Here is a 24385-nt window from a genome sequence, read left to right as displayed (position 1 = left end):
CGTCAGTAGTCGGCTTCCCAGTCGACGTGGACGCTGCGGCCGGCGAGGTCGACGCGGTCGACGTAGGCGGCGACGAAGGGGATCAGGATCTCGTCGGCCTGCTCGTCGGCCGGCTGGACGCGCAGCACGCAGTGCGGGCCGGTCTCGACCAGGCCGACGATGCGGCCGAGCACGACGTCGGCGCGGTTGCGCGCGTCCAGGCCGATCAGATCGACCCAGTAGAACTCGTCCTCGTCGGGCGTCGGGAAGCTCGAACGCGCGACGAAGATGCGCGCGCCGGCCAGCGCCTGGGCGATGTCCCGGTCGGTCAGATCGTGGATGGTGGCGACGACGGCGTCGCCCTGCTCGCGCGCGGAGGCCACGCGCAGCAGCGTCGGCACCTGATGCCCGGGCTTGGCCTCGGACGGCTCCAGGAACCAGCGCTTGGAAGAGAACAGCGCCTGCGGGTCGGACGAGAAAGGTTTGACCTTGATCCCGCCCTTGACGCCCCAGGCGCCGAGGACGCGGCCCACCTCGATGGCGTCGGCCGGCCGGGTCGGCGCGTCGGGCGCCGTCAGCGGTGACGTCGAGGTGGACACGGTCATGCGGCTTTAGACCGCCTTCTTGGCCTGGACGACCAGACGGGCAACGGTCGGCGACAGTTGCGCGCCGACGCCGGCCCAGTAGGTCACGCGGTCGAGCGCGACGCGCAGACTTTCTTCGGCGCCCGAGGCCATCGGGTTGTAGAAACCCACGCGCTCGATGAAGCGGCCGTCGCGACGCTCGCGCGAGTCGGCGACGACGATGTTGTAGAACGGGCGCTTCTTCGCGCCGCCACGAGCCAGACGGATCACGACCATGTCGGAATTCCTGATGTGTGAGGCGACCGCCGCACCGCTGAGGACACGTCCAGCTGCGGGCAATCAAAGAGTACGTCTTCGGGCCCCGTAGATACGCGCCGTCAGTCTCATGCCTGCTGTTCGCTCGCATGACACTGCCCAAAGCCGGCGCCGGGAACCGCGCATTATAAACTCGACTCGACCGGAAGCGACAAGCCGCGGCGCGGGCCGACTTCCGGGCACCGTTCACGCCACGCGCCGCAGCCTTCCGCACCGTCTTCATCCCGCATGAGCACCGGACCGATCGTCATCCGCCCCAGCACCGACGCCGACGTCGGCGCGATCACCGCCATCTACGCCCACCACGTGCAGCACGGCACCGGCACCTTCGAGACCGAGGCGCCGGCCGAGGCCGAGATGGCGCGCCGCCGCGCCGACGTCACCGCCAAGGGCCTGCCCTGGCTGGTCGCGGAGGAAGGCGGCCGCGTCGTCGGCTACGCCTACGCCAACCACTTCCGCCCGCGCCCGGCCTACCGCTTCTGCGTCGAGGACTCGATCTACGTCCACCGCGAGGCCACCGGCCGCGGCCTGGGCCGGCTGCTGCTGGCCGAGCTGATCGCACGCTGCGAGGCCGCCGGCGCGCGCCAGATGATCGCCGTCATCGGCGACTCGGAAAACGTCGGCTCGATCGGCCTGCACCAGGCGCTGGGCTTCGAGCCGGCCGGCATCCTGCGCGCCGCCGGCTGGAAACACGGCCGCTGGCTCGACGTGCCGCTGATGCAGCGCACGCTGGGCCCCGGCGAGGACAGCGCGCCCGAGTGAGGCGCGAAGGAGCGGGATGAGGCGCTACCGCTCCAAGACCGTCTCCGCCTGGGCGGCTTTCGCGCTCGGCGCCTTCGGCGCCCACCGCTTCTACCTGCACGGCGCGCGCGACGGGCTGGCCTGGCTGCACGCCGTGCCGACGGCCGCCGGGCTGGTGGGCGCCGTGCGCCTGCAGACGCTGGGCCAGGACGACCGCGCCGCCTGGCTGCTGCTGCCGCTGCTGGGGCTGATGCTGTCGCAATCGATGCTCTGCGCGATCGTCTTCGCGCTGACGCCCGACGAGCGCTGGAACGCGCGCCACAACCCCGGCCATCCGGTGCACCCCACCGGCTGGGCGCCGGTGCTGGCGGCGATCGCCTCGCTGATGGTCGGCGGCGTGGTGCTCACGAGCACCGTGGCCTACGCCGGCCAGAAGTTCTTCGAGTGGCAGCTCGGTCCGGAGACCGAGCCACCAGGCCCTCAGAAGAGATAGTTGCTGAGCGCGTAGAAGACGGCGGCGATGAAGGCCGTTGCCGGGATCGTGAAGATCCACGCCAGCACGATGTTGCCCGCCAGGCCCCAGCGCACCGCCGAGGCGCTGCGCACCGAGCCGACGCCGTAGATCGCGCCGGTGATGGTGTGCGTCGTCGACACCGGCACGCCCAGCGCGGTGGCCACGAACAGCGTGATCGCCCCGCCGGTCTCGGCGCAGAAGCCGCCGACGGGCTTGAGCTTGGTGATGCGCTGGCCCATGGTCTTGACGATGCGCCAGCCGCCGAACAGCGTGCCCATGCCGATGGCGATGTAGCAGCACCAGATGACCCACATCGGCGGCATGTGGTCGCCGGCGCTGGCATAGCCCGAGGAGATCAGCAGCAGCCAGATGATGCCGATCGTCTTCTGCGCGTCGTTGCCGCCGTGGCCGAGCGAGTACATGCCAGCCGAGACCAGCTGCAATCGCCTGAACGCGTTGTCGACCTTGAGTGGCGACATTCGCCTGCAGATCCAGGCGACGGCCACCATGGTCAGCGAGCCGAGCAGGAAGCCCAGCACCGGCGAGATGAAGATGAAGGCCACCGTCTTCAGCAGCCCCGAGGCGACCAGCGGGCCGCTGCCGGCCTTGGAGATCGTCGCGCCGACGATGCCGCCGATCAGCGCGTGCGAGCTCGACGAGGGGATGCCGTACCACCAGGTGATGATGTTCCAGGCGATCGCCCCGACCAGCGCGCCGAAGATGACGTGCTGGTCGACGATGCCGGGCTCGACGATGCCCTTGCCGACGGTCGCCGCGACCTTCAGCTGGAACACCATGATGGCGACGATGTTGAAGAAAGCGGCGAAAGCCACCGCCTGCTGAGGCTTCAGGACCCCGGTGGACACGACGGTGGCGATGGAGTTCGCCGCGTCGTGGAAACCGTTCATGAAGTCGAAGATGAGGGCCAGCGCGACGAGCAGCGCCACGACCCAGAAGCCGACCGGGATTGCATCCATGGGAGGGACCGTCCGGCGGTCAGGAATTCTCGAGGACGATGCCTTCGATCAGGTTGGCGACGTCTTCGCAGCGGTCGGAGATCGACTCCAGGTGCTCGTAGACGGCCTTCAGCTTGATCAGCTCGCGCGTGTCGACTTCTTCGCGGAACAGGCGCGACATCGCCGAGCGCATCACGCGGTCGGCATCGGATTCGAGGCGGTCGATCTCCTCGCAGGTCTTCAGCGCCGACTCGGCGGTGGCCTGGTCGCGCAGGTTCGGCAGCAGCGACACGACGTGCTGCACGCGCTCGCAGCAGCGCAGCGAGATCTCGGCCAGACGGATCACGTCCTCGCTGACGTGCTGCAGGTCGTACAGCGACATCACTTCCGACGAGTCCTGCAGCAGGTCGACGATGTCGTCCATCGAGTTGATCAGCGAGTGGATCTGCTCGCGGTCCAGCGGCGTGATGAAGGTGCGGTGCAGCGCGCGGTTGACCTCGGCGGTCACCTTGTCGGCGGCGCGTTCGGCGGCGATGACGTCGGCGCTGTGCTTCTCGCGCGCCAGGGGGTCGGTGTAGTGCTGGACCAGCTGCATGAAGGCCCGTGCGCCCTCGACGACGAAAGCGCCGTGCTGGTTGAAAAGTTCGAAGAAGTTGCCTTCTCGTGGAAGCAGCTTGCCAAAAAACATGCGGGCTCCGGTGGGATCACCGGCCGGATCGTGAATCCGCGATTCTAGATCGGTGACCGTTTCATGACCGGAAGATGAAATAGACCGCGCCCACCAGGCACAGCCCGGCCCAGAGGTAGTCCAGCTTCAGCGGCTGGTCCATGTAGAACACCGCGAAGGGCACGAAGATCGCCAGCGTGATGACCTCCTGGCCGATCTTGAGCTGCGCCAGGCTCAGCCCGCCGGCGTAGCCGATGCGGTTGGCCGGCACCTGCAGCAGGTACTCGAAGAGCGCGATGCCCCAGCTGATCAGGGCCGCGACGATCCAGGGCTTGCCGCCCAGCGACTTCAGGTGCCCGTACCAGGCAAACGTCATGAAGAGGTTGGACAGCGCGAGCAGCGCGAAGGTCTGGACCGGCACCGGCAGCGAATTCATCGTCCGTACTCCATCAAGCGAGGCGCTCGATCGCCTGGTCGGCCGCGGCGGCGGACCAGGGCGCGAGCGGCCCCAGGCGCGGATGCTCGAAGCCGGGTTCGAGCTCCAGCAAAGGCCGCAGCACGAAGGCACGCAGATGCGCCCGCGGGTGCGGCACGACCAGCGACGGCGTGTCGATCAGCTCGTCGCCGTAGAACAGCAGGTCCAGGTCGAGGGTGCGCGGCGCGTTGCGGTACGGGCGCTCGCGGCCGTGCGCGGCCTCGATGGCGTGCAGCGCGGCCAGCAAGTCGGCCGGCGCCAGGGCGGTGTCCAGTTCGGCCACCGCGTTGTGGAAGTCGGGGCCGGCGGCGTCGACCGGCGCGCTGCGCCACAGCGACGAACGCCGCACGAGGCGCGTGCCGGGCAAGGCGCCCAGCGCGGCGAAGGCGGCGGCGAGCGCGGCGCGCGCGTCGCCCAGGTTGGCGCCGAGGCCGACCCAGGCCCTCATTCGGCGGCGGCGGGCGCCGACGGCGCACCGCCACCGGCCGGACGACGGCGGCGACGGCGGCGTTTCTTGGCCGGCGCGGCGTCGGCCGGGGCGTCGTCGTCGGCAGCCTCGGCCGGCGCCGGCGTGGCCGCGGCAGCGGCGGCCACCGTGCTGCCCGCGGGCACGCGGTGCACACGCTTGGAGGCCGGCTTCAGCTCGGCCAGCATCGCCTCGCGTTCGTCGTCGCCGCCGAGGTGGAAGTCCTCCCACCACTCGGCCAGCGCCGGCGCGATCTCGCCGACGTCGGCGCGCAGGCGCAGGAAGTCGTAGCCGGCGCGGAAACGCGCCTGGGCCACGAGCGCGCGCGCCGCGGCCGGCGTGCGGCGCTCGAAACGCGGCTGCATCAGCCAGATCTCGCGCATGTCGCCGCCGAGCTTGCCGCGGCCGGAGATGTCGCCGATGCGCGCGTCGAAGACCGCGTCGACGGCCTGCTGCAGCGCCGGGAACGGCGCTTCGCCACCGGCCTGGATCGCCGCCCAGCGGTCGAGCACGTCGTGCCAGAGCATCACCGCGAGCATGAAGCTCGGCACGACGGCGCGGCCATCGTTGACGCGGGCGTCGGTGTCTTCGAGCGCGAAGCGGATGAACTCGTCGCGCTTGGGGTGTCGTGCGTCGGCGCGGAAGGCGGCGTCGAGCACCGGGAACACGCCCTGGTCCAGGCCCTGCTTCTTCAGCTCGGCCAGGCTCTTGAGCGCGTGGCCGGTCTGCAGCAGCTTGACCATCTCGTCGAACATGCGCGAGGGCGGCACGTTGGCCAGCAGCGCGGCCATCTTGCGCATCGGCGCGCGCGTCGCCGGCTCGACCTCGAAGCCCAGCTTGGCGGCGATGCGCACGACGCGCACGATGCGCACCGGGTCTTCGCGGTAACGCGTCTCGGGGTCGCCGATCATGCGCAGCACGCGGGCACGCGAGTCGGCCAGGCCGCCGTGGTAGTCGACGACGATCTGCGTCGTCGGGTCGTAGTACATCGCGTTGATCGTGAAGTCGCGGCGCGCCGCGTCCTCGATCTGCGGGCCCCAGACGTTGTCGCGCAGCACGCGGCCGCTGGCGTCGACGACGCGCCGCTGATCGGTCGCCTCGCCGCGCACGGTCTTCTCGTTGCCCTCCACCTGCTCGGCCGCAGCCGGGTCCATGAAGGCGCGGAAGGTCGAGACCTCGATGACCTCGTGCTCGCGGCCGCGGCCGAAGATCACGTGCACCAGGCGGAAGCGCCGGCCGATGATGAAGGCGCGGCGGAACAGCGCCTTCACCTGCTCGGGCGTGGCGTTGGTCGCGACGTCGAAGTCCTTGGGCCGCAGGTTGACGAGCAGGTCGCGCACCGCGCCGCCGACGATGTAGGCCTCGTAGCCGGCGTCCTTGAGCGTGCGCACGACGCGCACCGCGTTGTCGTCGAGCAGCCGCGGGTCGATGCGGTGCTCCTCGGCGGGGATCTCGACACGCTGGCCGAGCGGGATCGCCGGCGGCGCCGCCGGCGCCTCGGGTGCGGGCGACTTGCCGAGCAGGCGGTCGATGAATTTCTTGATCATGCGAAGAGGTCCAGGATCGGCCAGCCGCGCTCTCGGGCCACGGCCCGCAGCCCGTCGCCGGGGTTGGTGGCCACCGGGTGGCTGACGAGTTCGAGCAGCGGCAGGTCGTTGGTCGAATCGCTGTAGAAGGTGCTGCGCTCGAAGTCGGCGAGCGTGCGGCCGGCGTCGGCCAGCCATTGCCGCACACGCGTGATCTTGCCATCGCGGAAGGCCGGCACGCCGCGGATCGACCCGGTGGCGCGGCCGAAGGCGTCGCGCTCGAGCTCGGTGGCGATCAGCGTGCGCACGCCGAACAGCGAGGCGATCGGGCGCGTGACGAAGTCGTTGGTGGCGGTGACGACGGCGACGACGTCGCCGGCGTCCAGGTGGCCGCGCACCAGGTCCAGCGCCGCCGGGTGCAGCGAGGGCCGCGCGTATTCGTCGATGAAACGCGCCTGCGCCGCGGCGATCTCGGCCGGGTCGCGGTCGCGCCAGGGCGCAGTGCAGAAGCGCACGTAGGCGTCGATGTCGAGCCGGCCTTCGAGGTACTGGGCGTAGAACTCGTCGTTGCGGCGCTTGAACTCGCCGCCGTCGGCCCAGCCGATGCGCACCAGGAACTCGCCGAAGGCGTGGTCGGAGTCGGTCGGCAGCAGCGTGCCGTCGAGGTCGAAGAGGGTCAGGTTCAAAGCGGGTCGCCTTCCTCGGCCAGCATCGCGCGCACCAGCGGCACGGTGATCGTGCGCGAACGCGACAGAGAGAACTCGTCGAGCCGGTCGAGCAGGGCCATCAGGTGCTTGAGGTCACGCGGGAAACGCGTCAGCAGGTGGTCCATCACCTCGTCGGTGAGGCGGATGCCGCGGCGGTCGCTCTCGCGGCGCAGCGCGGCGCGCGTCTCCGACTCGCCCAGCGGCTGCATCGCGAACACCGGGCCCCAGCCCAGGCGCGTGCGCAGGTCGTCGCGCAGCGGCAGGTCCACTGGCGGCAGGCGGCCGGCGCAGGCCATCTGCACGCCTTCGGTGGCGGCCTCGACGAACAGCGTGAAGGCCGACTGCTGGGCCGCTGCGTCGAGCTCGTCGCAGCGGTCGATGACGACCAGCGACCAGTCGGCGGCGAGCTCCCACGGACAGGGGAACGAAGGGTCGAACCAGCCGACACGCTGCCCGGCCTGCTGGCAGGCGTGCGCCAGCCCGCGCAGCAGATGCGTCTTGCCGCTGCCCGAGGGGCCCCAGAGGTAGACCGGGGCGGTGGGCATCGGCAGGCGGCGCAGGTGCTCGAGCGCGCGCAGGTTGGCTTCGCTGCCGGGCAGGAAGCTGTCGAAGGTGGCGAGCGGGTCGAAGCCGATCGCCAGCGGGATCTGCTTCATCCTGGAAGTCATGTCAGTGCAGCGTCGGCCGGCAAGGGCCGCTCAGTTGAGCGAGCCGGGCGCGCAGCGCGGGCGCGTCCTCGGCGTCGGGACAGTGGATGAGGTAGTCGGACAGGTCGCGTGCGGCGGCTTCGTGGTGCCCGAGTTCGGCATGCACCAATCCGCGGTCGCGGCGCTCGCTCCAGTCTTCGGGCAGCAGGATGACCAGGCGCTCCAGCGCCGCGAGCAGACGCTCGCGATCGCCGGCGCTGCGGTGGATCTCCTTCAGGTTGCGCAGCAGCCGCGCGAGCGTCTCGCGCGGGCCGGCCGCCTGCAGGAACAGGCCCAGCGGCATCTCGTAGTCGCCGACCAGGCCGTGGCGCTGGCGGTAGGGCCACAGGCGCTCCTCCAGCTCCTCGCGCGACAGCGAGTGGCCGCTGAACGGGTCGAGCACGACCTCGCCGCGCGGCAGCGTCAGCTTGACCAGGAAGTGCCCCGGGAAGGAGACGCCGGCGGCCGGCAGCCCGAGCTGGGTCGCCAGCTCGACGTAGAGCAGTGCCAGCGTGACCGGGATGCCGCGGCGCGTGCGCAGCACCTCGCCCAGCGAGCTGTTGCGCGGGTCGTAGTAGTCGTTGACGTTGCCGGCGAAACCCAGCTCGTCGAAGAAATAGCGGTTGAGCATGCGCAGCTTGTGCACCGGGCCGGCGTCGGCCGGCATGCGGCGGCGCAGGCGCTCGGCGAGCTCGTCGATCTGCGCCAGCACGGCTTGCGCGTCCAGCTCCGGGTCCAGGTCCTGCGCGATGGCCACGGCGGCCTCGACGACCGAGAGGCTCGCGTCCTCCGCCACCAGCGAGGCGAAATACTGCAGCGCCGTCGGCGGTTCGAAATACAGCGGTCCAGCCATCGATCTCCAGTGTAGGTCAGCCACGGCGCGCGAACTGGCGCAGGTTCAGCCCGGTGGCCGCGAGCAGCACGAAGTATCCCGCGGCCACCGACGCCAGCACGAGCGCCATCCAGCCGGCACGCTGGCCGTAATGCGACTGCAGCCCGATCCAGTCGATCGCGTGCAGCGCCCAAGCAAGTGCCGCGCCCAGCGCCGTGCAGGCGAAGGCGACACGCAGCGCGAACAGGCCCCAGCCCGGGCGCGGCGTGTAGACGCCCTTCTTCAGCAGGCCGAAGAGCAGCAGCCCGGCGTTGAGCAGCGCGCCCAGGCCGATCGACAGCGCCAGACCGGCGTGGCCGATCAGCGGCACGAACAGCGCGTTCATCAGCTGCGTGCAGACCAGCACCAGCACGGCGATCAGCACCGGCGTGCGCGTGTCCTGCCGTGCGTAGAAGCCCGGCGCCAGCACCTTGATCGCCACCAGGCCGAGCAGGCCGACGCCGTAACCCATCAGCGCGCGCACCGTCTGGCCGACGTCGCGGGCGTCGAAGGCGCCGTAATGGAACAGCACCGCGACCAGCGCCTTCGGAAAGACGATCAGCGCGATCGCGCAGGGCAGCGCCAGCATCACGACCAGGCGCAGCCCCCAGTCGAGCATGTCGGAATAGGCCTGGGCGTCGTCGCGCCCCTTGGCCGCCGACAGCTGCGGCAGCAGCACCACGCCCAGCGCCACGCCCAGCAGCGCCGTCGGGAACTCCATCAGCCGGTCGGCGTAGGTCAGCCAGGACACCGCGCCGACCCCGACGTGCGAGGCGATCTGGGTGTTGATGACGAGCGAGATCTGGGCCACCGACACGCCCAGCAGCGCCGGCCCCATCAGCGTCAGGATGCGGTGCACGCCGGGGTGGCGCCAGGCCGCACGCAGCCGCGCCGGCGTCAGCCCGATGCGCGGCATCAGCCCCAGCCGGCGCAGCGCCGGCACCTGCACCGCGGCCTGCAGCACGCCGCCGAGCGCGACGCCGCCGGCCAGCGCCAGCACCGGCTCGAAGCCCCAGCCGCCCAGCCGCGGTGCCAGCAGCGCGGCGGCGGCGATCACCGACAGGTTCAGCAGCACCGGCGTCACCGCCGGCACGGCGAAGCGCTTCCAGGTGTTCAGGATGCCGGCGGCCAGCGCCACCATCGACATGAAGCCGATGTAGGGGAACATCCAGCGCGTCATCAGCACCGCGAGGTCCAGCCGCTCCAGCCCCGAGGCCATGATCCAGACCAGGATCGGCGCGCCGGCGACGCCGACCACGCAGGTCGCCAGCAGCACCCAGGCGAGCACGGTGGCCACCGAGTCGATCAGCAGGTGCGTCGCCGCGTCGCCCTCGCGTTCCCGGGTGGCCGCCAGCAGCGGCACGAAAGCCTGGGAGAACGCCCCTTCGGCGAACAAGCGCCTGAAGAGATTGGGAATGCGGAAGGCGACGTTGAACGCGTCGGTCGCGGCGCTGGCGCCGAAGAAACCGGCGATCAGCTGGTCGCGGACGAGGCCGGTGACGCGCGAGGCGAGCGTCAGCAGCGAAACGGTGGAAGCGGCCCGGAGAAGGTTCACGGGGGACGACGAGTGGGCAAAAGCGCCCGAAGCCGGGTCGGCAGGCATTATAGGCAGCGCGCCGGCCGGGCTGGCGGCATGCGTGAGTGCGTGCTATACTCGACGGTCTTTGCACCACCCGAACAGCCAAAGAACCGCATGGCCACCTCGTCCAAAGCCAAGAAGAAGACCGTCCGCCTCGCTTCGGGCCGCAAGCGCGCCCGTCAGGACGTCAAGCTCAACGCGCAGAACACTTCGCTGCGCTCGCGCTTTCGCACCGTCGTGAAGAACGTGCAGAAGGCCGTCGTCGCCGGTGACAAGACTGTCGCCACCGACACCTTCAAGGCCGCGCAGAGCGTCATCGACTCGGTCGCCGACAAGGGCATCTTCCACAAGAACAAGGCTGCCCGCCTGAAGAGCCGCCTGGCCGCCAAGGTCAAGGCGCTGGCGCTCGCCGCCTAAGACGGTTTCTCGGGTGATGAACGAAGGGCCTGCGTCAGCAGGCCCTTTCGTTTTGGCGCGTCGATCACGACCTTGGCGCCGCCCCGCCCTCAAGCCGCCGCCGCGTCGGGCTCGCAGTCGACGACCTGCAGCTCGTTGTCGCGCGCGAAGTTCATCACGAAGTCCCAGGCCATCGGCTCGATGTCCTTCAGCGCCTCGCTGACGAAAACGCATTTCACGCCGTCGACGACGCGCGGAACGCAGTACGGGGAGTAGCCGATGTGGGCGCCGATCGCGCTGCTGCGCGGGCGGAAGCTGGACATCGCGCCAGCCAGTCGTTCGGCCCAGTCGCTCGGTCGGAAGGTGCGACCGGCGGTCGTGAGCCCCCGGATATACAGCCTGCGCGGCGTCTTTATTTGGATCTGCGTCATCTGCAACGCAAGATTGTGCCCGGATTCGGCCGCCGACTCTTGCGATCGGCTTACGCCAACGGCGCAGGATTTGGCATCCGGGCCGCGCCTTAGAATCGAACGCCCCGACCGGCGCCCGACTTCGCGCAACAGCGTCGAAGCTCCGGCGCCGGTCTTCGTTTTTGCTTTCTGGAGCGACAAGGAACCTCGATGACCGCTGCCCCTGCCCCCTCCGCGCCGATGCCGCACGTGATGAACACCTACGGGCGACTGCCCGTCGCGCTGTCGCACGGCCGAGGCTGCCGAGTCTGGGACACCGAGGGCCGCGAGTACCTCGACGCGCTCGCCGGCATCGCCGTCAACACGCTGGGCCACGCCCACCCCAAGCTGGTGCCGGCGCTGCAGGACCAGATCGGCAAGCTGATCCACTCCTGCAACTACTACCAGGTGCCGCTGCAGGAGCAGCTCGCCGCCAGGCTGTGCGAGATCTCGGGCCTGGACAGCGTGTTCTTCTGCAACTCCGGCCTCGAGGCGAACGAGGCGGCGCTGAAGATCGCGCGCAAGTTCGGCCATGACAAAGGCATCGAGCGCCCCGAGATCATCGTCTACGAACGCGCCTTCCACGGCCGCTCGATCGCGACGCTGTCGGCCACCGGCAACCCCAAGGTGCAGGCCGGCTTCGGCCCGCTGGTCGAGGGCTTCGTGCGCGTGCCGCTGAACGACCTCGCCGCGGTCGAGGAGGCGGCGCGCACCAACCCGAACGTCGTCGCGGTGTTCCTCGAGACCATCCAGGGCGAAGGCGGCATCAACCCGGCGCGCAGCGAGTACCTGCAGGGCCTGCGCCGGATCTGCGACGAGCGCGACTGGCTGCTGATGCTCGACGAGGTGCAGTGCGGCCTGGGCCGCACCGGCAAGTGGTTCGCCCACCAGTGGGCCGGCATCCGCCCCGACGTGATGCCGCTGGCCAAGGGCCTGGGCTCGGGCGTGCCGATCGGCGCCGTCGTCGCCGGGCCGCGCGCGGCCAAGGTGCTGGGCCCGGGCAACCACGGCACGACCTTCGGCGGCAACCCGCTGGCGATGCGCGCCGGCGTCGAGACGCTGCGCATCATGGAGGAGGACGGCCTGCTGGCGAACGCCCACGCGATGGGCGAACTGCTGCGCGCCGAACTCCAGCGCGCGCTGGCGGGCACCGCCGGCGTCGTCGAGTTCCGCGGCCAGGGCCTGATGCTGGGCATCGAGCTCGACCGTCCGTGCGGCGTGCTGATCGCCCGCGCGGCCCAGGAGGCCGGACTGCTGATCAGCGTCACCGCCGACCGCGTGATCCGGCTGCTGCCGCCGCTCGTCGTCACCGCCGACGAGGTGCGCGAGATCGTCGCGCGCCTCGTCCCGCTGGTCCAGGCCTTTCTCGCCGAAGCATGAAACCCGGCTATTCGCTGATGAAGCACTACCTCCAGTTCAAGGACCTCCGCGCGGAGGAATACGCCTACCTGTTCGAGCGCACGCGCATCATCAAGACGCGCTTCAAGAACTACGAGAAGTACCAGCCGCTGGTCGACCGCACGCTGGCGATGATCTTCGAGAAGGCCAGCACGCGCACCCGCGTCAGCTTCGAGGCCGGCATGTACCAGATGGGCGGCTCGGTCGTGCACCTGACGACCGGCGACAGCCAGCTGGGCCGCGCCGAGCCGATCGAGGACAGCGCGCGTGTCATCAGCCGCATGGTCGACATCGTGATGATCCGCACCTTCGAGCAGTCGAAGATCGAGCGCTTCGCCGCGCACTCGCGCGTGCCGGTCATCAACGGCCTGACCAACGAGTTCCACCCGTGCCAGATCCTGGCCGACCTCTTCACCTACATCGAGCACCGCGGCTCGATCGAAGGCAAGGTCGTGGCCTGGGTGGGCGACGGCAACAACATGGCCAACACCTGGCTGCAGGCGGCCGAGATCCTCGGCTTCACGGTGCACGTCAGCACGCCGAGCGGCTACGAGATCGACCCGGCGCTGGCCGGCATCCGCGACACCGGCTGCTACAAGGTCTTCGCCGACCCGCGCGAAGCCTGCCGCGGCGCGCACCTGGTGACGACCGACGTCTGGACCAGCATGGGCTACGAAGCCGAGAACGAGGCGCGCCGCGCCGCGTTCGCCGACTGGTGCGTCGACGCCGGCATGATGGCTGCCGCCCAGCCCGACGCGCTGTTCATGCACTGCCTGCCGGCGCACCGCGGCGAGGAAGTCAGCGCCGAGGTCATCGACGGGCCGCAGTCCGTGGTCTGGGACGAGGCGGAGAACAGGATGCACGTGCAGAAGGCACTGATGGAGTACCTGCTGCTCGGCCGCATCGGCTGAAGACCGCCTAGCGGATGAAACAAGGGCCGGCTTTCGCCGGCCCTTTTTCTTGATCAGCCGCCGCGGATCGAGTCGCGTGCGTGGTGGTCGCGCGCCTTGCCCAGCGTCGAGTCGACGACACGCAGCAGCTTGTCGAGCGCGCCGGTGAAGGCGTCGGCGACACGCTGGGCGTCGTGGCTGGCGGCCACCGGCTGGCGGCCGGCCAGGCGCGCTTCGAGCGTGCAGCGCTTGTCGGCATCGCCGGCACGCGAGGCGTTGACGTCGGCGAGGTGCACCTCGACGCGCGTGACCGCGTCACCGAAACGCTCGAGCTTGGCCTTGATCTCGCGCTCGGCCCAGGCCGCGAGGGTGTCGTCGTTCTGGACGTGGTTGTCGGTGTTGACCTGGACTTGCATGCGTCGTTCTCCTCGTCGTGAATGAGCGCGGCCGCGGTTCGTGGCGGCGCGCGCGTGCGGCGTGCGCGGCCTCAGCCGCGCACGAACATCGTGACCAGCGGCTCGTCGCCGACCTGGCGGCTGCGGTGGCCGTGCAGCGTGGCGTCGAAGGTGGCGCCTTCGGGCAGCACGTCGGCCGAATAGAAGTGTTGGCCCGGGCCGAAGACCCGCGACGTGCCGTCCTGCAGGCCGATCTCCATCGCGCCGCGCAGCACGACCAGCCATTGCGGCGTCGTCGTGCAGTGGAAGCTGCTGGCAAAGCCCACCGGGCTCTCGCGCAGCTGCACGCCGGCGGCCGGCAGCAGCGGCGACAGGCGCGCCGCCGGCGTGCCTTCGCTCAGTTCGACGGTCTCGTCGCGGAAACGCGCGCGGCCGTCGGTGTCGGTGTAGAGAACGGTCTTCGTGAAGATGGCCATGGCCCATTGTCGCCTTGGCCGCCGCCACAATCGGCTGCACCCCAGTCGCACAGGAGGTTTCCCATGGACCGCATCGCGCTCGTCACCGGCGCCGGCAGCGGCATCGGCCAGGCCTGCGCCGGCGCGCTGCTGGCCGAGGGCTGGCAGGTCGTCTACGCCGGCCGCCGCCTCGACCGCCTGCAGGCGGCGATCGCCGCCACCGGCGAGCACGCCGCACGCGCCAGCGCGGTGGCCTGCGACGTCGCCGACGAAGCCTCGGTCGCGGCGCTGTTCGACACCGTGCGCAGCCGCCACGGCCGGCTCGACCTGCTGTTCAACAACGCCGGCGCCTTCCCGCCGGCGGCGACACCCGACGAACTGGGCGGCGCCGCCTGGCGCCAGGCAGTCGACGTGAACCTCAACGGCGCCTTCTACTGCCTGGCCGCGGCCTTCGCGCTGATGCGCAGCCAGCAGCCGATGGGCGGGCGCATCATCAACAACGGTTCGATCTCGGCGCATGCGCCGCGGCCGGGTTCGATCGCCTACACCGCGACCAAACACGCGATCACCGGTCTGACGCGCGCCGCGGCGCTGGACGGCCGCGCCTTCGACATCGCCGTCGGCCAGATCGACATCGGCAACGTCGAGACCGACATGACCGAGCGCATGGCGCGCGGCGTGACGCAGGCCGACGGCAGCCTGCGCGCCGAACCGCGCATGGCGATGGACGGCGTCGTCGAGACCTTCCTGGCGATGGCCCGCCTGCCGCTGTCGGCCAACGTGCTGTTCACGACCGTGATGGCGACCAAGATGCCCTTCGTCGGCCGCGGCTGAACGATGGCCACCGTCTACTACAGCGCCGCCAGCCTCGACGGCTACGTCGCCACCGAAGACCACGACCTCGGCTGGCTGCTGCAGTTCGGCATGCCGGCCGACAGCGGCTACGACGACTTCGTCGCCGGCGTCGGCGCGCTGGCGATGGGCTCGGCGACCTACGAATGGCTGTGCCGCCACCTCGACGGCCCCTGGCCCTACACCCAGCCGACCTGGGTGTTCAGCACGCGCGAGTTGCCGGCAGTGGCCGGCGCCGAGCTGCATTTCGTGCAGGGCGAGGTGCGCGCGGTGCACGCGGCGATGCAGGCCGCGGCCGGCGGGCGCGACGTCTGGATCATGGGCGGCGGCCAGCTGGCGGCGCAGTTCGCCGACGCCGGACTGATCGACGAGCTCGTCGTGCAGCTCGCGCCGGTGCTGCTGGGCAGCGGCCGGCCGCTGCTGCCGCGGCGCTTCACGACGCCGCCGCTGGCGCTGCGTTCGACACGGCGTTTCGGCGACTTCGTCGAGCTGCGCTACGCGCTTCCGCGCTGAAACCACCCCGTAACCCGCTTTTCGACCGAAACGCTACAGTCGCCGCCATCACCGCCCCATGGGTGCGGCGGCGTCGGCTCCCGTCGGCGGCGCGCACCCGCGCTCTTCCGATGAAACTCCTACGACACGGCCCCAAGGGCCACGAACGCCCGGCCGCCCTGGACGCCCAGGGCCGCGTGCGCGACCTCTCCTCCCTGCTCGTCGACATCACGCCGGCCGTGCTGACGCCGGCCTCGCTGCAGCGCCTGCGCGGCGTCGACCTGGCCTCGCTGCCCGAAGTGCCGCAAGAGCGCCTGGGCGTGCCCTGGGCCGGCATGGGCAAGTTCGTCTGCATCGGCCTGAACTACGCCGACCATGCGGCCGAAGCGGGCATGGCTATCCCCGCCGAGCCGGTGGTCTTCATGAAGCCGACCAGCGCCGCCGTCGGCGCCGAGCACCCGGTCGTGCTGCCGATCGACGCCACCAAGGGCGACTGGGAAGTCGAGCTCGGCGTGGTCATCGGCAGCACCGCGCGTTGCGTCGACGAGGCCGAGGCGCTGGCGCACGTCGCCGGCTACTGCGTCGTCAACGACGTCTCCGAGCGTGCGCTGCAGCTCGAACGCGGCGGCACCTGGGACAAGGGCAAGGGCTGCGACACCTTCGGCCCGGTCGGCCCCTGGCTGGTCACCGCCGACGAGATCGCCGACCCGCAGGCGCTGGACCTCTGGCTGGAACTCAACGGCCAGCGTGTGCAGACCGGCAACACGCGCACCATGGTCTTCGGCGTCGCCAAGCTGATCGCCTACCTCAGCCGCATCATGACGCTGTACCCCGGCGACCTGATCAGCACCGGCACGCCGCCGGGCGTCGGCATGGGCATGAAGCCGCCGCGTTTCCTGCAGCCGGGCGACACGATGCGCCTGGGCGTCGCCGGCCTCGGCGAGCAGTTCCAGACCGTGCACGCCTGGAACCCCGAGCTGGTCGACGCCTGACCCTCGGCCGCGGGTGTCCCCCGCGGCCTTTCCCGGTTGCGCAAGAGCCGCGCCGCGGGGGATGATCGTCGATCCCCGCGAGTGGCCAGCCGGCTGTCAGCCGCCGCGGGCACGATCCCCGAGCCCGAGATGAAGTACGCGATCCTGACCGACCTGCACGCCAACCGCGAAGCGGTGGAAGCGGTGCTCGACCACGCGGCCGGCCAGCAGATCGACCGCTACGCGCTGCTCGGCGACTTCGTCGGCTACGGCGCCGACCCGGCCTGGGTCGTCGACCGCGTGCGCGCGATGGTGCGCGAAGGCGCGATCGCCGTGATGGGCAACCACGACCTGGCCGTCGTGCAGGGCCCGTCGCCGGCGATGCGCCCCGACCCGCGTTTCGTCGTCGAGTGGACGCGCCAGCAGCTCGACGTCGAGCAGGTCGACTTCCTCGCCTCGCTGGCGCTGGAACACCGCGAAGGCGAGTTGCTGTTCGTGCACGCCAACGGCTGGGCGCCGGCCGAATGGGGCTACGTGCAGGGCCGCAGCGAAGCCGTGCGCAGCATGGCGGCGACCAGCGCACGCATCACCTTCTGCGGCCACATGCACGAGCCACAGCTCTACCACCTGTCGCCCGTCGGCAAGGCCGGCGACTTCACGCCGACCGCCGGCACCGCGATCCCTCTGCTGCCGCCGCGCCAGTGGCTGGTGATCCCGGGCTCGGCCGGCCAGCCGCGCGACGGCGACCCGGCCGCCTGCTACGCCACCTTCGACGACGCCACGGCCGAACTGACCTACTGGCGCGTGCCCTACGACACCGAGGCCGCGGGCGCCAAGATCCGCGCCGCCGAGCTGCCGCAGCGTCTCGCCGACCGCCTCGCCGATGGGCAATAGGCTGCCGCGCACCGCGCCGTCGTCGCTGACCGCGGGCCAGGTCATCGACGGTTTCCGTCTCGAGGAGCGGCTGCACCAGGGCGGCATGGCCAACCTCTGGCGCGTCGTGCGTGTCGACGCCAACGGCGAGCCGCAGCCCGAAACGCTGCCGCTGATCATGAAGGTGCCGCGCATCAAGGGCGGCGAGGACCCGGCGTCGATCGTCGGCTTCGAGGTCGAGCAGATGATCCTGCCGGCGCTGGCCGGCCCGCACGTGCCGAAGTACGTCGCGCGCGGCGACTTCACGCACGCCGCCTACCTGGTGATGGAGCGCATCGACGGGCCCTCGCTGCGCGCCCGGCTCGACGAGGCGCCGCTGCCGGTCGACGAGATCATCGAGATCGGCTCGCGTGTCGCCACCGCGCTGCACGAGCTGCACCGCCAGCACCTGGTGCACCTGGACGTCAAGCCGAGCAACATCCTGCAGCGCCCCGACGGCACCGCGGTGCTGGTCGACTTCGGCCTGTCGCGCCACGACCGCCTGCCCGACCTGCTGGAAGAGGAGTTCGCGCTGCCGATGGGCACCGCGCCCTACATGTCGCCCGAGCAGGTGCAGTTCGTGCGCAACGACCCGCGCAGCGACCTGTTCGCGCTGGGCGTGATGCTCTACCACTTCACCACCGGCCAGCGGCCCTTCGGCTCGCCGGAGAGCGTGCGCGGGCTGCGCAAACGCCTCTACGTCGACCCGGTGCCGCCACGCGCGATCCGCCCCGAGTGCCCGCCCTGGCTGCAGGAAGTCATCCTGAAGTGCCTGGAGGTGCGCCCCGAGCGCCGCTACCAGAGCGCGGCGCAGCTGGCGCTGGACCTGCAGAACCCCGGCCAGGTGGCGCTGACCTCCCGCGCCGCGCGCGACCGCCAGAGCAGCGCGGCCAAGGTCTTCAAGCGCTGGTTCTTCGCGCTCGGCGCCGAATCGAAGCCAGCGCCGCGCCTCGGCGCCGCCAGCCAGGTCGCCCGCAGCCCGATCGTCGTCGCCGCGGTCGACATCGACCACGCGACGCCCGAGCTGCTGGAGAAGATGCAGGAGTCGGTGCGCCGCATCCTCGTCACCGAGCCCGGCGCGCGCCTGGCCTGCGTCGGCGTGATGCGCGTCGCGCGCATCGGCCTGGACGACCTCGTCGACGCCGACGGCCAGAGCCGCCACGTCAAGCAGCTGGTCGGCCTGAAACACTGGGCGCGGCCGCTGACGCGCCAGCTCGAACTCGACGAAGGCCGGCTGACTTTCCACGTGCTCGAGGCGCCCGACGCCGCCGCCGCGCTGCTGGACTTCGCCGAGCGCAACCAGGTCGACCACATCGTGATGGGCGCACGCGGCGCCGGTGCACTGCGGCGCTACCTGGGCAGCGTCAGCTCCCAGGTCGTCGCGCGCGCCGACTGCACCGTGACGGTGGTGCGCGCATGAACCCCTGCCTGGACTGCGGCGCCTGCTGCGCGAGCTGGCGCGTCGACTTCGACCGCGACGAATGGGCCGGCGCCGGCGGCCAGGTGCCCGAGACGCTGGCCGAGCAGATCAGCTCGCGCCTGTGCCGCATGCGCGGCACCGACCGCACGCCGCCGCGCTGCGCGGCGCTGGTCGGCACCATCGGCGTCAAGGCCTCCTGCGCGATCCACGAATGGCGGCCTTCGCCCTGCCGCGAGTTCGGCGCCCGCGCCAACCTCGGCATCGGCGACGACGCCTGCGACGCCGCCCGCCGACGCCACGGGCTGGCGCCGCTGTCGCTCTGAGCCCGCAGATGGCCGAAGCGCGGATCTGGGACATCTCGCCGCCGGTGCACGCCGGCAGCCCGGTCTTTCCCGGCGACGCGCCCTACCAGGCGCAATGGGCGGCGCGCATCGCGCCCGGCTGCCCGGTCAACCTGCAGACCGTCACGCTGTCGCCGCACGTCGGCGCGCACGCCGACGCGCCGCTGCACTACGACGAGGCCGGCACGCCGGTCGGCCTGCTCGACCTGGCGCCCTACCTCGGTCGCTGCCGCGTGATCCACGCCATCGGCGCCGCGCCGCTGGTGCGCTGGGAGCACCTGACGCACGCGCTCGACGGCCTGCCGCCGCGTGTGCTGCTGCGCACCTACGCACGTGCGCCCGAGGCCTGGGACCCGGCGCTCGCCGGCATCGAGCCCCAGGCGCTGGAGCGCCTGGCCGAGCTCGGCGTGCGCCTGGTCGGCATCGACAGCGCCAGCGTCGACCCGGCCGACAGCAAGACGCTGGACGCGCACCAGGTGCTGCGCCGGCGCGGCCTGCGTGTGCTGGAGAACCTCGTGCTCGACGCCGTGCCAGAAGGCGATTACGAGCTGATTGCCCTGCCGCTGAAATGGGTCGCCGCCGACGCCTCGCCGGTGCGCGCCATCCTCCGAGAACTGCCATGACCCGAGACGACGCCCTGGCGCTGGACGCGCACGACCCGCTGGCCCCGCTGCGCGAGCAGTTCGCGCTGCCGCCCGGCACGATCTACCTCGACGGCAACTCGCTGGGCGTGCTGCCCCGGGCGACGCCGGCGCGGGTCGCCGAAGTCGTCACCGGCGAATGGGGCACCGGGCTCATCGGCAGCTGGAACCAGGCCGGCTGGATCACGCTGCCGCAGCGTGTCGGCGACAAGATCGCGCGCCTCGTGGGCGCCGCGCCGGGCGAACTGGTGGCCGCCGACTCGACCTCGGTCAACCTGTACAAGGTGCTGGCCGCGGCGCTCGCCATCGTGCGCGCCGACGCGCCGCAGCGCACGCGCATCGTCAGCGAGCGCAGCAACTTCCCGACCGACCTCTACATCGCCGAGTCGCTGGCCGCCGAGCGTGGTTTCGAGCTGCTGCTGGTCGACACGCCCGAGGCGATCCCGGCCGCGCTGGACGAGCGCTGCGCCGTGCTGATGCTGACCCACGTGAACTACCGCACCGGGCGTTTGCACGACATGGCGGCGCTGACCCGCGCCGCGCACGCCGCCGGCGCGCTGGCCGTCTGGGACCTGGCGCACAGCGCCGGCGCGGTGCCGGTGGACCTGAACGCCGCCGAGGCGGACTTCGCGATCGGATGCGGCTACAAGTTCCTGAACGGCGGCCCCGGCGCGCCGGCTTTCGTCTGGGCGCACCGCCGCCACGCCGGCCGCTTCGCCCAGCCGCTGTCGGGCTGGATGGGCCACGCCGCGCCCTTCGAGTTCACGCCCGGCTACCGCCCGGCGCCGGGCATCGTGCGCTACCTCTGCGGCACGCCGGCCATCCTGGCGCTGGCGGCGCTGGAGTGCGGCGTCGACACCGTGCTCGCCGCCGAATCCTTCGGCGGCATGGCGGCGCTGCGCGCCAAGTCGCTGGCGCTGACGCGGCTGTTCGCCAACGAGCTGCGTGTGCGCTGCCCGCAGCTGGTGCAGGTGTCGCCGGAAAGCGACGCCGAACGCGGCAGCCAGGTCTGCCTGGCGCCGCGCGACGAGCCGGAGCTGGCCTACGCCACCGTGCAGGCGCTGATCGCCCGCGGCGTCGTCGGCGACTTCCGTGCACCCGACATCCTGCGTTTCGGCTTCACGCCGCTGTACCTGCGCCACGTCGACGCCTACGATGCCGCGGTCCAGCTGGCCGAGGTTCTGGAGCGCGGCGAGTGGCGCCGGCCCGAGTTCAATCGCCGACAAGCGGTGACTTGACACGAAAACAGCGCTTGATCAGGGTTTTCCCTAGTCCAATCGCCGGATCTGCACCCTCAAGCACGGCGCTTTTCGGCCGATAGGCCCGACATGGGACCGCTATCACAGATCGACCGGAGCACGACGACGTCGCACGACGCCGCCTCGGCCGCCCGTGCCGTGACGGCGGTCCACGCGGTCGACACGAGTTCCGACGCCGTGCGCGTGCGCCAGCGTTCGCGGCAGGAGACGCGCGAGACCGGCGACGTGAACATCGACCAGGCGCTGGCCAGCAGCAATACCTCGCCGCGCACGGTGACCTACAGCTTCAGCGAAGTGCCGGCCGCCGTGGCCAGCGTCGACCTGCAGCAGTCGCGCAGCACTTCCGACCGCCAGCGCGTGCGCGAGGCGCTGAACTACTACGCCACCGTCGCCCAGGTGCAGTTCGTCGAGGTCGGCGCCGGCGGCGACCTGCAGTACACGGTGACCGCGGCGCCCTCCCCCGCCGAGGTGCAGAAGGCACGCGCCGCCGAAACCCAGTCCGAGAACGAGGCCCAGGACGAGCGCCGCGACAGCCAGGCCGCCGTCGCCCAGCAGCAGGCCACGGCCGAGGCTGCGGCCAAGGTCCAGCAGTCGCAGCAGACCGACGACCTGCTCGGCCTGAACCTGCCCGACCCCGACGGCCAGGGCGGCACGCCGACCATCGGCTGACCCCCGCAGGGGGGCCGTCCGCCCAGGGACGGCAAGGGGCACGAGGCGGCTCCTAGAATGCCGCGATCCCCCCTGGAGCATTTCCCCATGGACACCCGCACTTCCCCGATCCGCCTGCGGATCGAACGGACGCGCGACGCCCTCGCGGCCGCCGGCGCCCACGCGCTGCTCGTCCCGTCGGCCGACCCGCATCTCTCCGAGTACCTGCCCGAACGCTGGCAGGGCCGCCAATGGCTGTCCGGCTTCACCGGCTCGATGGGCACCCTGGTCGTCACCGTCGAGCGCGCCGCGCTCTTCGCCGACAGCCGCTACTGGGTGCAGGCCGAGGCCGAACTCGCCGGCAGCGGCATCGATCTGGAGCGCATCCCCACCGGCAACGCCTCGGCGCACGTCGACTGGCTGGCCGCGCAGGTGCCGGCCGGCGCCAGCGTCGTCGTCGACGGTCAGGTGCTGGGCCTGGCCGCGGCCAAGGCGCTGCGCGCCGCGCTCGAGCCCAAGGGCGTGACGCTGCGCACCGACCTCGACCTGCTCGAGCAGATCTGGCCCGATCGCCCGGCGCTGCCGGCTGCGCCGGTCGCCGAGCACCCGCTGCCCTATGCCTGCGTGCCGCGCAGCGCCAAGCTGGCGACGCTGCGCGAGGCGATGGCGGCCGCCGGCGCGACGCAGCACTTCGTCTCCACCGTCGACGACATCGCCTGGATCACCAACCTGCGCGGCCAGGACGTGCCCTACAACCCGGTGTTCCTGGCACACCTGCTGGTCTCGGCCGACAGCGCCACGCTGTTCATCGGCGACGGCAAGATCGCCCCCGAACTGGCCGAGCGCCTGGCCGCCGACGGCTTCACGCTGGCGCCCTACGCCGGCGCCGGCGACGCGCTGGCCGCGCTGGCCGAGACCGAGACCCTGCTGCTGGACCCCAAGCGCGTGACGCTGGGCCTGCGCGAGCGCGCGCGCTGCGCGGTCGTCGAGAAGATCAACCCGAGCACGCTGGCCAAGAGCCGCAAGACCGCCGAGGAAGCCCAGTTCACGCGCGAAGCGATGGCCGAGGACGGCGCCGCGATGTGCGAGTTCTACGCCTGGTTCGAAGGCGCGCTGGGCGACGAGCGCATCACCGAGCTGACGATCGACGAGAAGCTCGCCGCCGCACGTTCGCGCCGCCCGGGCTCGATGGGCCCGAGCTTCGGCACGATCGCCGGCTTCGGCCCCAACGGCGCGATGCCGCACTACCGCGCCACCGAGGAGGCGCATGCCGTCGTCGAGGTCAAGCCCGGCGAAGGCACGCTGCTGCTGATCGACAGCGGCGGCCAGTACTTCGGCGGCACGACCGACATCACGCGCGTCTGGCCGATCGGCACGCTGACGCCGGCGATGAAGCGCGACTACACGCTGGTGCTCAAGGGCACGATCGCGCTGTCGCGCGTGCGTTTCCCGCGCGGCACGCCGGGCCCGATGCTCGACGCGCTGGCGCGGGCGCCGCTGTGGGCCGAAGGCATCGAGTACGGCCACGGCACCGGCCACGGCGTCGGCTACTGCCTGGCGGTGCACGAAGGCCCGCAGACCATCAGCAAGGCCGTCGTCGAGCCGCAGATGGCCATCGAGCCGGGCATGATCACCTCGATCGAACCCGGCATCTACCGCCCCGGCCAGTGGGGCGTGCGCATCGAGAACCTGGTGCTCGCGGTGCCCGCGGCCACCGCCGAGGACGGCCAGTTCGGCGAGTTCCTCGAGTTCGAGACGCTGACGCTGTGCCCGATCGACACGCGCTGCATCGAGCGCTCGTTGCTGCGCGCGGACGAGATCGACTGGCTCAACCGGTACCACGCGACGGTGCGCGAGCGCCTGGCGCCCAAGCTCTCCGGCGCCGCGCTGGCCTGGCTGAAGGCGCGCACCGAGGCGATCTGATCGCCCGCCCCGCTGCCTGAGTCTGGACGCAGGACGCCGGAAGGCGTTCTGCGCCTGCCGAAGGCCCGAGCGCGATTGCACGCGCGAGGGCTGATCCGACGGCGCCGAAATGGCGCCGTTTTGACGTGCGACGAAAGGTCTTGCCGCCACGCGGCAGACCTCGCGGCTAGCATGGGCTCGTGACCATCCCCCACGGCAGCGCGGCGCCCGCCGCGTGGCTGGCCGGCGCCACCGGGCTCGTCGGCCGCGAGATCGACCGGCTCTGGGCCGGCCCCGGGCCGCTGGTCCGCCTGACGCGGCGGCCGCTGCCGGCGCGTGCCGGGCGCGTCGATGTCCAGGTCCCCGACTTCCTCGCCGCCGCCGCCTTCGCGGCGCTGCCGCCGGCCGAGACCGCGTTCTGCGCCCTGGGCACGACCCGCGCCGCCGCCGGCTCCGACACCGCCTTCCGCGCCGTCGACCTCGACGCCGTGCTCGCCTTCGCACGCGCCGCGCGTGCCGCCGGCGTGCGCCGCTTCGCGCTCGTGTCGGCGCTGGGCGCCGATGCCGCCTCGTCCAACCTGTGCCTGCGCACCAAGGGCGAGGCCGAGGCCGCGCTCGAGGCGCTGGGCTTCGAGACGCTGGTCGTCGCCCGCCCTTCGCTGCTGCTCGGCGAACGCGACGGCCTGGGCCAGTTGCCGCGCCCCGGCGAAGCGCTGGCGCAGCGCCTGTCGCGGCCGCTGGTCGGGCTGATCCCGGCACGCTGGCGCCCGGTGGCCGCGGCCGACGTCGCCGCCGCGCTGCTGCGCGCCATGGCAGCCCCCTCGCCCGGCCTGCAGCGGCTCGAATCGGCCGCGCTGCAGCCGGCCCGCACCGTTTCCCGCTGAAGAGAGAAAGAGAG

General features: G+C 71.6%; 30 protein-coding genes. 16 read left to right on the top strand and 14 right to left on the bottom strand.

What is annotated here, in order from left to right:
- Positions 1-2 precede the first annotated feature (2 nt).
- Together rimM and rpsP are read right to left on the bottom strand one after the other, a co-directional pair.
- Positions 3-584 (bottom strand): ribosome maturation factor RimM, encoded by a 582-nt coding sequence (gene rimM / locus RGE_RS06615; RefSeq protein WP_014427559.1) that lies wholly within the window; start codon positions 582-584, stop codon positions 3-5.
- A gap of 6 nt (positions 585-590) precedes the next feature.
- Entirely contained in the window at positions 591-839 is a 249-nt protein-coding gene (rpsP, locus tag RGE_RS06610; protein ID WP_014427558.1) for a 30S ribosomal protein S16, read from the bottom strand.
- Between the two features lie 267 nt (positions 840-1106).
- On the opposite strand from rpsP, the gene RGE_RS06605 reads away from it, so the two are divergent.
- Together RGE_RS06605 and RGE_RS06600 are read left to right on the top strand one after the other, a co-directional pair.
- The gene (locus tag RGE_RS06605) at positions 1107-1640 is read left to right on the top strand and encodes a GNAT family N-acetyltransferase (protein WP_014427557.1); all 534 of its coding nucleotides are present in this window, start codon (positions 1107-1109) and stop codon (positions 1638-1640) included.
- A gap of 16 nt (positions 1641-1656) precedes the next feature.
- Entirely contained in the window at positions 1657-2112 is a 456-nt protein-coding gene (locus RGE_RS06600; protein ID WP_014427556.1) for an NINE protein, read from the top strand.
- Here RGE_RS06600 and RGE_RS06595 read toward each other — a convergent pair.
- The 9 genes from RGE_RS06595 to murJ all read right to left on the bottom strand — a co-directional run bounded on the left by RGE_RS06595 (position 2100) and on the right by murJ (position 10042).
- Positions 2100-3110 (bottom strand): inorganic phosphate transporter, encoded by a 1011-nt coding sequence (locus RGE_RS06595; RefSeq protein ID WP_014427555.1) that lies wholly within the window; start codon positions 3108-3110, stop codon positions 2100-2102. The genes RGE_RS06600 and RGE_RS06595 overlap by 13 nt on opposite strands.
- 19 nt (positions 3111-3129) lie before the next feature.
- Positions 3130-3777, bottom strand: coding sequence for a DUF47 domain-containing protein (locus tag RGE_RS06590; RefSeq protein WP_014427554.1), 648 nt, complete (start codon positions 3775-3777; stop codon positions 3130-3132).
- 61 nt (positions 3778-3838) lie between these two features.
- On the bottom strand, positions 3839-4192 hold the full coding sequence (locus RGE_RS06585) for a DMT family protein (RefSeq protein WP_014427553.1): 354 nt from the start codon (positions 4190-4192) through the stop codon (positions 3839-3841).
- A gap of 13 nt (positions 4193-4205) precedes the next feature.
- The gene (gene folK / locus RGE_RS06580; protein WP_014427552.1) at positions 4206-4679 is read right to left on the bottom strand and encodes a 2-amino-4-hydroxy-6-hydroxymethyldihydropteridine diphosphokinase; all 474 of its coding nucleotides are present in this window, start codon (positions 4677-4679) and stop codon (positions 4206-4208) included.
- On the bottom strand, positions 4676-6244 hold the full coding sequence (gene pcnB / locus RGE_RS06575; RefSeq protein WP_014427551.1) for a polynucleotide adenylyltransferase PcnB: 1569 nt from the start codon (positions 6242-6244) through the stop codon (positions 4676-4678). Before pcnB ends, folK begins: the two co-directional genes overlap by 4 nt.
- Positions 6241-6909, bottom strand: a complete 669-nt coding sequence (locus tag RGE_RS06570) for a histidinol-phosphatase (RefSeq protein WP_014427550.1) — start codon at positions 6907-6909, stop codon at positions 6241-6243. The genes pcnB and RGE_RS06570 overlap by 4 nt, the downstream gene beginning before the upstream one ends.
- Entirely contained in the window at positions 6906-7586 is a 681-nt protein-coding gene (locus RGE_RS06565) for an HdaA/DnaA family protein (protein WP_014427549.1), read from the bottom strand. The genes RGE_RS06570 and RGE_RS06565 overlap by 4 nt, the downstream gene beginning before the upstream one ends.
- Positions 7587-7599: 13 nt before the next feature.
- On the bottom strand, positions 7600-8469 hold the full coding sequence (locus RGE_RS06560; protein ID WP_014427548.1) for a SirB1 family protein: 870 nt from the start codon (positions 8467-8469) through the stop codon (positions 7600-7602).
- Between the two features lie 16 nt (positions 8470-8485).
- Complete coding sequence (murJ, locus tag RGE_RS06555) at positions 8486-10042, bottom strand: murein biosynthesis integral membrane protein MurJ (RefSeq protein ID WP_014427547.1); 1557 nt, start codon at positions 10040-10042, stop codon at positions 8486-8488.
- A gap of 138 nt (positions 10043-10180) precedes the next feature.
- Here murJ and rpsT point away from each other — a divergent pair, with 138 nt between their 5' ends.
- Entirely contained in the window at positions 10181-10483 is a 303-nt protein-coding gene (rpsT, locus tag RGE_RS06550) for a 30S ribosomal protein S20 (RefSeq protein WP_014427546.1), read from the top strand.
- An 89-nt stretch (positions 10484-10572) separates the two neighbouring features.
- Here rpsT and RGE_RS06545 read toward each other — a convergent pair whose 3' ends face one another.
- The gene (locus RGE_RS06545) at positions 10573-10893 is read right to left on the bottom strand and encodes a DUF3579 domain-containing protein (protein WP_014427545.1); all 321 of its coding nucleotides are present in this window, start codon (positions 10891-10893) and stop codon (positions 10573-10575) included.
- A 189-nt stretch (positions 10894-11082) separates the two neighbouring features.
- Between RGE_RS06545 and RGE_RS06540 the strand changes: the two genes are divergently transcribed.
- Together RGE_RS06540 and argF are read left to right on the top strand one after the other, a co-directional pair.
- Entirely contained in the window at positions 11083-12291 is a 1209-nt protein-coding gene (locus RGE_RS06540) for an aspartate aminotransferase family protein (protein WP_014427544.1), read from the top strand.
- On the top strand, positions 12288-13220 hold the full coding sequence (gene argF, locus RGE_RS06535; RefSeq protein ID WP_014427543.1) for an ornithine carbamoyltransferase: 933 nt from the start codon (positions 12288-12290) through the stop codon (positions 13218-13220). The genes RGE_RS06540 and argF overlap by 4 nt, the downstream gene beginning before the upstream one ends.
- A 53-nt stretch (positions 13221-13273) precedes the next feature.
- On the opposite strand, the gene RGE_RS06530 is transcribed toward argF, so the two are convergent.
- Positions 13274-13615, bottom strand: coding sequence for an HPF/RaiA family ribosome-associated protein (locus RGE_RS06530; RefSeq protein ID WP_014427542.1), 342 nt, complete (start codon positions 13613-13615; stop codon positions 13274-13276).
- 71 nt (positions 13616-13686) lie between these two features.
- Positions 13687-14070, bottom strand: coding sequence for a cupin domain-containing protein (locus RGE_RS06525; RefSeq protein WP_014427541.1), 384 nt, complete (start codon positions 14068-14070; stop codon positions 13687-13689).
- A gap of 63 nt (positions 14071-14133) precedes the next feature.
- On the opposite strand from RGE_RS06525, the gene RGE_RS06520 reads away from it, so the two are divergent.
- The 11 genes from RGE_RS06520 to RGE_RS06470 all read left to right on the top strand — a co-directional run bounded on the left by RGE_RS06520 (position 14134) and on the right by RGE_RS06470 (position 24371).
- Positions 14134-14883, top strand: coding sequence for an SDR family oxidoreductase (locus tag RGE_RS06520; protein ID WP_014427540.1), 750 nt, complete (start codon positions 14134-14136; stop codon positions 14881-14883).
- A gap of 3 nt (positions 14884-14886) precedes the next feature.
- Positions 14887-15414: a dihydrofolate reductase family protein gene (locus RGE_RS06515; RefSeq protein WP_014427539.1), complete on the top strand. Its 528-nt coding sequence runs from the start codon at positions 14887-14889 to the stop codon at positions 15412-15414.
- Between the two features lie 110 nt (positions 15415-15524).
- A complete protein-coding gene (locus RGE_RS06510) occupies positions 15525-16385 on the top strand; it encodes a fumarylacetoacetate hydrolase family protein (protein ID WP_014427538.1) in 861 nt (286 codons plus the stop codon).
- A gap of 129 nt (positions 16386-16514) precedes the next feature.
- Complete coding sequence (locus RGE_RS06505) at positions 16515-17258, top strand: metallophosphoesterase family protein (protein ID WP_043784893.1); 744 nt, start codon at positions 16515-16517, stop codon at positions 17256-17258.
- Entirely contained in the window at positions 17248-18696 is a 1449-nt protein-coding gene (locus RGE_RS06500) for a serine/threonine protein kinase (protein ID WP_014427536.1), read from the top strand. Before RGE_RS06505 ends, RGE_RS06500 begins: the two co-directional genes overlap by 11 nt.
- Positions 18693-19019, top strand: coding sequence for a YkgJ family cysteine cluster protein (locus tag RGE_RS06495; protein WP_014427535.1), 327 nt, complete (start codon positions 18693-18695; stop codon positions 19017-19019). Before RGE_RS06500 ends, RGE_RS06495 begins: the two co-directional genes overlap by 4 nt.
- A gap of 8 nt (positions 19020-19027) precedes the next feature.
- Positions 19028-19660 (top strand): arylformamidase, encoded by a 633-nt coding sequence (kynB, locus tag RGE_RS06490; protein WP_014427534.1) that lies wholly within the window; start codon positions 19028-19030, stop codon positions 19658-19660.
- On the top strand, positions 19657-20916 hold the full coding sequence (kynU, locus tag RGE_RS06485; RefSeq protein ID WP_014427533.1) for a kynureninase: 1260 nt from the start codon (positions 19657-19659) through the stop codon (positions 20914-20916). Before kynB ends, kynU begins: the two co-directional genes overlap by 4 nt.
- A gap of 90 nt (positions 20917-21006) precedes the next feature.
- Entirely contained in the window at positions 21007-21606 is a 600-nt protein-coding gene (locus RGE_RS06480; RefSeq protein ID WP_014427532.1) for a hypothetical protein, read from the top strand.
- A gap of 87 nt (positions 21607-21693) precedes the next feature.
- Positions 21694-23508: an aminopeptidase family protein P gene (locus RGE_RS06475; protein ID WP_014427531.1), complete on the top strand. Its 1815-nt coding sequence runs from the start codon at positions 21694-21696 to the stop codon at positions 23506-23508.
- Between the two features lie 179 nt (positions 23509-23687).
- On the top strand, positions 23688-24371 hold the full coding sequence (locus RGE_RS06470) for an NAD(P)H-binding protein (RefSeq protein WP_014427530.1): 684 nt from the start codon (positions 23688-23690) through the stop codon (positions 24369-24371).
- Positions 24372-24385 lie beyond the last annotated feature (14 nt).

This window comes from Rubrivivax gelatinosus IL144, assembly GCF_000284255.1.
In the GTDB taxonomy this organism is placed as follows: domain Bacteria; phylum Pseudomonadota; class Gammaproteobacteria; order Burkholderiales; family Burkholderiaceae_C; genus Rubrivivax; species Rubrivivax gelatinosus_A.
Note: the sequence above shows the minus strand (reverse complement) of the source record. Positions and strands in the feature narration are given on the sequence as shown.

Excerpts from the sequence above, each read along its gene's own strand:
- RGE_RS06525 (WP_014427541.1), bottom strand. The coding sequence starts at position 14,070 with ATGGCCATCTTCACGAAGACCGTTCTCTACACCGACACCGACGGCCGC.
- RGE_RS06510 (WP_014427538.1), top strand. The coding sequence starts at position 15,525 with ATGAAACTCCTACGACACGGCCCCAAGGGCCACGAACGCCCGGCCGCC.
- RGE_RS06515 (WP_014427539.1), top strand. The coding sequence starts at position 14,887 with ATGGCCACCGTCTACTACAGCGCCGCCAGCCTCGACGGCTACGTCGCC.
- RGE_RS06480 (WP_014427532.1), top strand. The coding sequence starts at position 21,007 with ATGGGACCGCTATCACAGATCGACCGGAGCACGACGACGTCGCACGAC.
- RGE_RS06585 (WP_014427553.1), bottom strand. The coding sequence starts at position 4,192 with ATGAATTCGCTGCCGGTGCCGGTCCAGACCTTCGCGCTGCTCGCGCTG.
- RGE_RS06565 (WP_014427549.1), bottom strand. The coding sequence starts at position 7,586 with ATGAAGCAGATCCCGCTGGCGATCGGCTTCGACCCGCTCGCCACCTTC.
- RGE_RS06560 (WP_014427548.1), bottom strand. The coding sequence starts at position 8,469 with ATGGCTGGACCGCTGTATTTCGAACCGCCGACGGCGCTGCAGTATTTC.
- RGE_RS06495 (WP_014427535.1), top strand. The coding sequence starts at position 18,693 with ATGAACCCCTGCCTGGACTGCGGCGCCTGCTGCGCGAGCTGGCGCGTC.
- RGE_RS06505 (WP_043784893.1), top strand. The coding sequence starts at position 16,515 with ATGAAGTACGCGATCCTGACCGACCTGCACGCCAACCGCGAAGCGGTG.
- RGE_RS06545 (WP_014427545.1), bottom strand. The coding sequence starts at position 10,893 with ATGACGCAGATCCAAATAAAGACGCCGCGCAGGCTGTATATCCGGGGG.
- pcnB (WP_014427551.1), bottom strand. The coding sequence starts at position 6,244 with ATGATCAAGAAATTCATCGACCGCCTGCTCGGCAAGTCGCCCGCACCC.
- RGE_RS06475 (WP_014427531.1), top strand. The coding sequence starts at position 21,694 with ATGGACACCCGCACTTCCCCGATCCGCCTGCGGATCGAACGGACGCGC.
- kynB (WP_014427534.1), top strand. The coding sequence starts at position 19,028 with ATGGCCGAAGCGCGGATCTGGGACATCTCGCCGCCGGTGCACGCCGGC.
- kynU (WP_014427533.1), top strand. The coding sequence starts at position 19,657 with ATGACCCGAGACGACGCCCTGGCGCTGGACGCGCACGACCCGCTGGCC.
- rpsT (WP_014427546.1), top strand. The coding sequence starts at position 10,181 with ATGGCCACCTCGTCCAAAGCCAAGAAGAAGACCGTCCGCCTCGCTTCG.
- RGE_RS06595 (WP_014427555.1), bottom strand. The coding sequence starts at position 3,110 with ATGGATGCAATCCCGGTCGGCTTCTGGGTCGTGGCGCTGCTCGTCGCG.
- RGE_RS06540 (WP_014427544.1), top strand. The coding sequence starts at position 11,083 with ATGACCGCTGCCCCTGCCCCCTCCGCGCCGATGCCGCACGTGATGAAC.
- folK (WP_014427552.1), bottom strand. The coding sequence starts at position 4,679 with ATGAGGGCCTGGGTCGGCCTCGGCGCCAACCTGGGCGACGCGCGCGCC.
- RGE_RS06600 (WP_014427556.1), top strand. The coding sequence starts at position 1,657 with ATGAGGCGCTACCGCTCCAAGACCGTCTCCGCCTGGGCGGCTTTCGCG.
- RGE_RS06590 (WP_014427554.1), bottom strand. The coding sequence starts at position 3,777 with ATGTTTTTTGGCAAGCTGCTTCCACGAGAAGGCAACTTCTTCGAACTT.
- RGE_RS06520 (WP_014427540.1), top strand. The coding sequence starts at position 14,134 with ATGGACCGCATCGCGCTCGTCACCGGCGCCGGCAGCGGCATCGGCCAG.
- RGE_RS06530 (WP_014427542.1), bottom strand. The coding sequence starts at position 13,615 with ATGCAAGTCCAGGTCAACACCGACAACCACGTCCAGAACGACGACACC.
- rpsP (WP_014427558.1), bottom strand. The coding sequence starts at position 839 with ATGGTCGTGATCCGTCTGGCTCGTGGCGGCGCGAAGAAGCGCCCGTTC.
- RGE_RS06500 (WP_014427536.1), top strand. The coding sequence starts at position 17,248 with ATGGGCAATAGGCTGCCGCGCACCGCGCCGTCGTCGCTGACCGCGGGC.
- rimM (WP_014427559.1), bottom strand. The coding sequence starts at position 584 with ATGACCGTGTCCACCTCGACGTCACCGCTGACGGCGCCCGACGCGCCG.
- argF (WP_014427543.1), top strand. The coding sequence starts at position 12,288 with ATGAAACCCGGCTATTCGCTGATGAAGCACTACCTCCAGTTCAAGGAC.
- RGE_RS06605 (WP_014427557.1), top strand. The coding sequence starts at position 1,107 with ATGAGCACCGGACCGATCGTCATCCGCCCCAGCACCGACGCCGACGTC.